Here is a 6,067-nt window from a genome sequence, read left to right on the forward strand (position 1 = left end):
AGGAAATCTTAGCGAACAGTCTCTGGCGAGAGTTGAAAAAAACTTACCTTCCGACCGAGACCCCAGTACATGGAATGAATTAAGTTCTGAATTCGAAATACCGGCTAACGCCGATTACATAGTTGTTTCATTAAGTGCCAAGAAGTATGGACCGGATTCTTTACTTGCAAATACCAGCAGTTATTATTCTGACGATCTGGAATTATCTCTTTTACTTGGTGATCAATCAGTAATCGGACCTATCTAAGTTTCAATTAGTAATTTTCTCTCCGAAAAGCTTTTGCCTTTAAAAGGTTAGGCAAGATTGACTTTAATGTAGTCCAAGTCAATGAATTGACACATGAAGTTGTTTTTCGTCTCAACCATACTTTTCTTCATTCTTAAATCTACTCAAGGTTCGGATTGGCCAACTTATGGCGGCCCTGATCGAAACCATCAATCTCAAGAAAAAACTTTGCGATTGGATTGGGGTAACGAAGAGCCTCAGGTTTTGTGGAAGCTTGAAGTCGGGCTGGGCTATTCATCTGTAGTGGAAGCAAACGGGCTTGCTTACACCCAGGGTTACAAAGATAACCGAAATACACTTTATTGCGTGAATTCCCAAAACGGTAAAGTTTTGTGGACTCATACATATGAATCTGGACTCGGAGACAAATATTTCCAGGGAGGTACTCGATCCACTCCAACGATTTTTAAGAATAAGGTTTATTTGCAAGGGCACGAGGGTCCGTTGTTTTGTTTGGATGCCAACACGGGAAAAGTAATTTGGCAAAGGCATCTAGTGGATGAACTTGATGGAAATTGTCCTACTTGGGGATATTCTGGATCACCCCTAGTCGTGGAAAATAAAGTCATTGTTCAAACTGGGTCATCCGATGGATCTTTGGTAGCCTTGAACATAACAACCGGAAAGGAAGTTTGGAGAGGCGGAACCGCGGAAGCGGGTTATGCCAGCCCCTACCTTCGTGCTAGTAATCCTTCTGAAATTGTAGTGTTCAATCAATATGGTTTATCTTTGCACGATCTGCAAACGGGGGAAGAAAAAGTTTCCTACCAGCATAAAACCAGGTACGAGGTCAATGCTGCCCAACCAATGGATCTTGGTGATCAAGTCTTGGTTGCCAGTGGATATGGAAAGGGTGCTGCTTTGTTAGATCTTAAAAGTTCTCAGCCCAAGGTACTTTGGGAATCTGACGGGGTTGCTTGTCAAATGGCCAGCTTGATTCATCTAAATGGGTATGCTTATGGCATTCATGGTCAGACAGGTGCCAATGCAAAACGTGCCACTCTCTTTTGTTTGGAACTTAGTGATGGGAGGAAAATTTGGGAAGAGCGCGGTTTTGGTGTGGGTACAGTTATACTGATTGATAAGACCTTGGCTGTGCTGAGTGATCGAGGTGAGCTTGCCTTAGTCAAGGCTTCTTCAAATGGCTTTAATGAACTTGTTCGTTTTCATGTTCTTGGGGGTAAAAACAACTGGACTCCTCTAAGTTATGTCAATGGCCGCATGCATTGTAGGTCGAGTTCTGGAAGTTGGGTATGCTTATCAATGGGGAAGTGACTAGTTGATAAATTTCTAATTGAAAGTGTTGCTAGAAAATTTACTGACCTTAGCCCAAGCAGGTTTGACTTAAAAGTTCCTAAGGTTACCAATTTCAAATCTGTTTAATTCTTATTTTTTTTAAAATACTGATTCATGAAATCCCAACTGCATTTTTTCTTAGCTATTGTTTTGTTGCTCTCGGTAAGCTCATGCATACGCCTTGGCTCTCCACAGCAAACCACCATTAAGGCAACGAGTACGCTTCGTTTGGAAAATAAATCGTCCGACTGGCTGTTTGCCCGTGGTGATAAGGGCATGGGAGTTTCTACCGAAAAAGGATTACCTGATGAATTAGCTGGTACACTTCTTTGGACACATGAAATACAGGGTGGGGGAGTTCCGGTAGTGGCAGGAGGGAAAGTTTACCAATTTGGATATTATGGAAGCGGAGAACAGGTGGAGGAAAGCCTAACTTGTTTAGATTTGAAAAGTGGTGAATTGATTTGGGACCAGCGGCGGCAAGATTTTATAAGTGATATTGTTTATGATCGATATGGGGTAGGATCAGCCTGTGTTGATCCCCAATCTGGAAATGTTTATTTCCAAACAAGTGCAGGTGAACTTCTTGCCTATGCAACCGATGGTTCTTTGTTGTGGGAGCGCTCCTTAATGGAGGAGTTCTCCCGACTCACTTTTCCAAACGGCCGAACAGGTGGTCCTTGTGTTGACGAAGGATTAGTCATTTTACACGCCATTACTGCAAACTGGGGAACTAATGGACCAGCGAGGGACAGGTTTTATGCATTCGATAAAGAAAACGGGGATCTTGTTTGGACTTCCACTCCTGGTACCACGCCCAAAGACAGTTCTTTTGCCCCATTGGTTTTTGAAAACTTAGAAGATGGCAGAAGGGTTTTTTACAGTGGTACTGGCTGCGGTCATGTGGTCTGTGTGGATGCCCGAACCGGACAACCGCTTTGGCGTTTTAAAATGTCTCACGGTGGAGTGAATGCAGGTGTAGTTGTGCATGAAGATTTAGTCATTGCTGTGCACGGCAAGGAAAATATCGATAGTTCTCGTATTGGCAGGATGGTGGGTATTCGAAAACCATTCAAGGTGCCTGTACTCGGAGAATCCATTCTGGAACTTGACAGGCAAAACGAAGCTTGGCGAAACGACGAACTTGAATCTTTTACCAGTTCACCGGTTATTTACAAAGACCGTGTCTATACCACCGTTAAAAAGGGCGAATTATTTTGTAATAATGCACGGAGTGGTGAAACCAACTGGACTCTAAAACTTTCGCCTGATCAGATCCATGCAGCCCCTGTATGGGCAGACGGTAAATTATATGTACCTATGTTCGACGGTCAGGTTTCGGTGGTGAAGGACCTTGGTTCTGAAGCTAAACTCCTTAGCCAACTTGATCTAGGGAGTGCGTGCTTGGCCCCACCATCAGTTGCTCATGGGAGAATTCTTATCCAATCTAAAAAGAAACTTTATTGTTTTGGACAGGATATAAAAGCAAAACCTTTTAGGAAAAAAGAAGTAGATGAAAGCCCCAGTTCTGACAAAATTGCTTCTTTGCAAATTGTACCCTCTGAGTTCGCTTTGCCCGCGGGCAAAGAAATGAATTTTCGGGTTTTTGCCTTGGATTCGGCAGGTTACCGGATCAAACAACTAGGCGATGGGTTGTCTTGGGAAAAGTGGATTCCACCTACTGCTAAAGTTAAGGCGGAATTAGATGGAAACCTTTCAACCAAGGGACCAGGTAATTTGATTGCCTCCCCGCAGGCAAAGCTTTCTGCGGGAGCAATACGAGCTTCCTACCAAGGATTGCATGGAGTTGCCCGGGGGAGAATACTGCCGGTTTTACCTTACGAAGAAAACTTTGAAAACGGATATAAACTTACCCAACAGGCAAGCGATGGGGTGCCATTTTCTTATCCGCCATTGCCTTGGTTGGGTGCTCGTATGCGTTGGCAAGTACAGGACCTTGATGGAGAACGTCTAGCGGGAAACACTTTGGACCGTGTACTTTTTCAAAGAGCCATGAATTTTGTAGGGCACTGGCAGGCGAGTAATTATATCGTGGAGATGGACGCCAAGGTGGATGGAAATCGAAGAATAAAGTCTACCATTGGGGTGGTGAATCAAAGGTATATTTTTGCTCTTGTGGGCAATTCAAACAAACTCGAGGTCGTTTCTAATTACGATCGTTTTCAGAGATCTGTCCCTTTTCCAATCGAGGCCAACAAATGGTACCGTTTAAAAACTCAAATCGATTTGCAGGAAAATGGATCAGGATTGCTTCGGGCAAAAGCGTGGCCAAGAGATGAGCCTGAACCTGAAGCATGGACTTTGGAGGAGTCGCACGCTCAACCCCATAAGCGGGGAGCCCCCGGAATATATGCCCTTTCGCCTCAAAGCAAAAAGAAAGTCTATTTTGACAATCTCTCCATTTATCCCAAACCCTGAAAATTGACCGAACCTTAATCAAGCGATGAAGTATCCATCCATTTTATTTTTATTCCTAAATGCCTTTATGGCAGCAACTGTTGTCTATGGCGAAGATTGGCCTGTTTGGGGAAAGGATGGAACGCGAAACATGGTTTCCACTGAAACTGGGCTGACTTTGGAATTTGATCCGGGCAAAATGCTCGAAGATGAAGTCGTGGATATGAAAACCACACAGAATGTTAAATGGGTAGCTAAACTTGGCTCGCAGGCCTACGGAAATGTGACCATTGGAGAGGGAAAAGTTCTGGTTGGAACCAACAACGAATCAACCCGTGACCCCAAGAAACAGGGAGACCGGGGGGTGGTGATCTGCCTGGATGAAAAAACGGGTGCCTTTGATTGGCAGTTGGTCATTCCTAAACTTGGAGCCGGCAAGGTAAGCGATTGGGAATATATAGGGGTTTGTTCTTCTCCAGCTATCGAAAATGGTCGGGCTTATGTTGTGACCAATCGTTGCGAAGTGGTATGCTTGGACTTATTCGGTTTTAAGAACGGAAACGATGGCCCTTACACTGATGAGGAATTATATGTTCGTCCCAAAGGATCGCTTGATTCATTGAACCTCAAATTGGATGCCGACATCATTTGGCGTTATGATATGCGAGACGAGTTAGGCGTCTTTCCTCACAATGTGACCAGTTCATCTGCTTTGATCGTTGAGGACCGATTATTCGTCGCCACTTCTAATGGAGTTGATTGGTCGCATACCAATATCCCCAGCCCTCTTTCTCCGAGTTGGATCGCTCTTGATAAAAACACGGGTGAACTTATTGGAGAGGATGGTTCTGGGGCAAGTGAACATGCCTTGCACGCAGCTTGGTCTTCTTTGACATATGGAAAGATTGACGGGCAGGAATTATTATTTTGGGGAGGAACTGATGGGTTTCTTTATGCCTATCCCAACAAGACTGAACAGGATGAGGAGGGCTTTGATCTTTTCTTACCTTTATGGAAAGTCGATTGCAATGAACCGACCTACCGGAAGGATAAAGAGGGGCGAAAAATTCCTTATGCTACCCCTCCCGGTCCCAGTGAATTGATTGCCACACCGGTTCTTTACCAAGGCAAGATATATGGTTCAATCGGTCAGGACCCAGAGCATGGAGACGGGGTAGGGCGTCTTTCCTGCATCAATGCAAAGACTGGAGAAGTTATTTGGAAAAATACAGACATTGGCAGGACGATTTCTACACCATCGATCGCAGATGGGCTAATCTACCAAGCTGAATACGCGGGAATTCTTCATTGTTTGGATGCCGAGACTGGGGAGGTTTATTGGACCTACGATTCGTACAGCCGGATATGGGGGTCCACATTATTGGTGGACGGTAAGGTGCTCCTTGGAAATGAGGATGGCGATTTGCTTATTTTTGATCATGGAAAAGAAAAGCCTGAGCCTAAGACTATAAATTTGGGTGCCCCTATTTATAGTTCGCCCGTTGTGGCCAATCAAACCCTCTATGTTGCCACCCAGACTCATCTTTATGCCATAGGCAAGTAGCGGGGGCTTCAGCAAATGTCAGTCCATCCCAAAACTGTACCGATGCGAACCTTTTGGTTATTCTTTTTGGTTTTACTGTTTCTTCATCAAGACATTTGGAATTGGTCTGATGAAAGTTTGGTCGGGTTGGGTATGCCCACTGGATTATTTTATCATGCTTTATTTTCCCTCGCCTGTTCGGCCTTGGGAGTTTGGGCAGTCACTCGTGCATGGCCGACCGAATGGGAAAAATATGCTGAAGAAAAAAGCTCACCTTCTACGAAATCCAACCACATAGGAAAGGGGAATTCTGAGCAGTGAATGTTTTACTAATCATTTCAGGCTATCTTTCTTTACTCTTACTTCTAGGATGGGGAAGTGGTCGGATGTTTCGGGGAACAAGCCGTGATTTCTTTGTGGCCAGCCACAGTATTGGTCCGTTTCTTCTGCTGATGAGTGTATTTGGCACCACTATGACTGCCTTTGCTCTTGTTGGTTCGACAGGAAAATCCTTTGAGCGTGGC

At 44.6% G+C, this 6,067-nt stretch carries 5 protein-coding genes and 1 pseudogene; all 6 read left to right on the forward strand.

Features of this window, described 5'->3' with window-relative positions; translation table 11 throughout:
- Positions 1-247: hypothetical protein (locus ACKPQ4_RS03000; protein WP_407679730.1), on the forward strand; the 247-nt coding region annotated here is incomplete at its 5' end.
- A 93-nt stretch (positions 248-340) separates the two neighbouring features.
- Complete coding sequence (locus ACKPQ4_RS03005; RefSeq protein ID WP_407679731.1) at positions 341-1,561, forward strand: PQQ-binding-like beta-propeller repeat protein; 1,221 nt, start codon at positions 341-343, stop codon at positions 1,559-1,561.
- Positions 1,562-1,696: 135 nt separating this feature from the next.
- Positions 1,697-4,021, forward strand: coding sequence for an outer membrane protein assembly factor BamB family protein (locus ACKPQ4_RS03010; RefSeq protein WP_407679732.1), 2,325 nt, complete (start codon positions 1,697-1,699; stop codon positions 4,019-4,021).
- 25 nt (positions 4,022-4,046) lie between these two features.
- The gene (locus tag ACKPQ4_RS03015; RefSeq protein ID WP_407679733.1) at positions 4,047-5,564 is read left to right on the forward strand and encodes an outer membrane protein assembly factor BamB family protein; all 1,518 of its coding nucleotides are present in this window, start codon (positions 4,047-4,049) and stop codon (positions 5,562-5,564) included.
- 42 nt (positions 5,565-5,606) lie between these two features.
- Positions 5,607-5,864: a hypothetical protein gene (locus ACKPQ4_RS03020; RefSeq protein WP_407679734.1), complete on the forward strand. Its 258-nt coding sequence runs from the start codon at positions 5,607-5,609 to the stop codon at positions 5,862-5,864.
- Positions 5,861-6,067, forward strand: a pseudogene (locus ACKPQ4_RS03025) (sodium:solute symporter family protein); the annotation flags it as partial. The gene ACKPQ4_RS03020 and the pseudogene ACKPQ4_RS03025, both read left to right, overlap by 4 nt.

Source organism: Candidatus Chordibacter forsetii (assembly GCF_964187505.1).
GTDB classification, from domain to species: Bacteria; Verrucomicrobiota; Verrucomicrobiia; order Opitutales; family Seribacteraceae; genus Chordibacter; species Chordibacter forsetii.

Bases quoted from the DNA above. Each gene is read 5' to 3' on its own strand.
- ACKPQ4_RS03015 (WP_407679733.1), top strand. From the start codon at position 4,047: ATGAAGTATCCATCCATTTTATTTTTATTCCTAAATGCCTTTATGGCA.
- ACKPQ4_RS03010 (WP_407679732.1), top strand. From the start codon at position 1,697: ATGAAATCCCAACTGCATTTTTTCTTAGCTATTGTTTTGTTGCTCTCG.
- ACKPQ4_RS03005 (WP_407679731.1), top strand. From the start codon at position 341: ATGAAGTTGTTTTTCGTCTCAACCATACTTTTCTTCATTCTTAAATCT.
- ACKPQ4_RS03020 (WP_407679734.1), top strand. From the start codon at position 5,607: ATGCGAACCTTTTGGTTATTCTTTTTGGTTTTACTGTTTCTTCATCAA.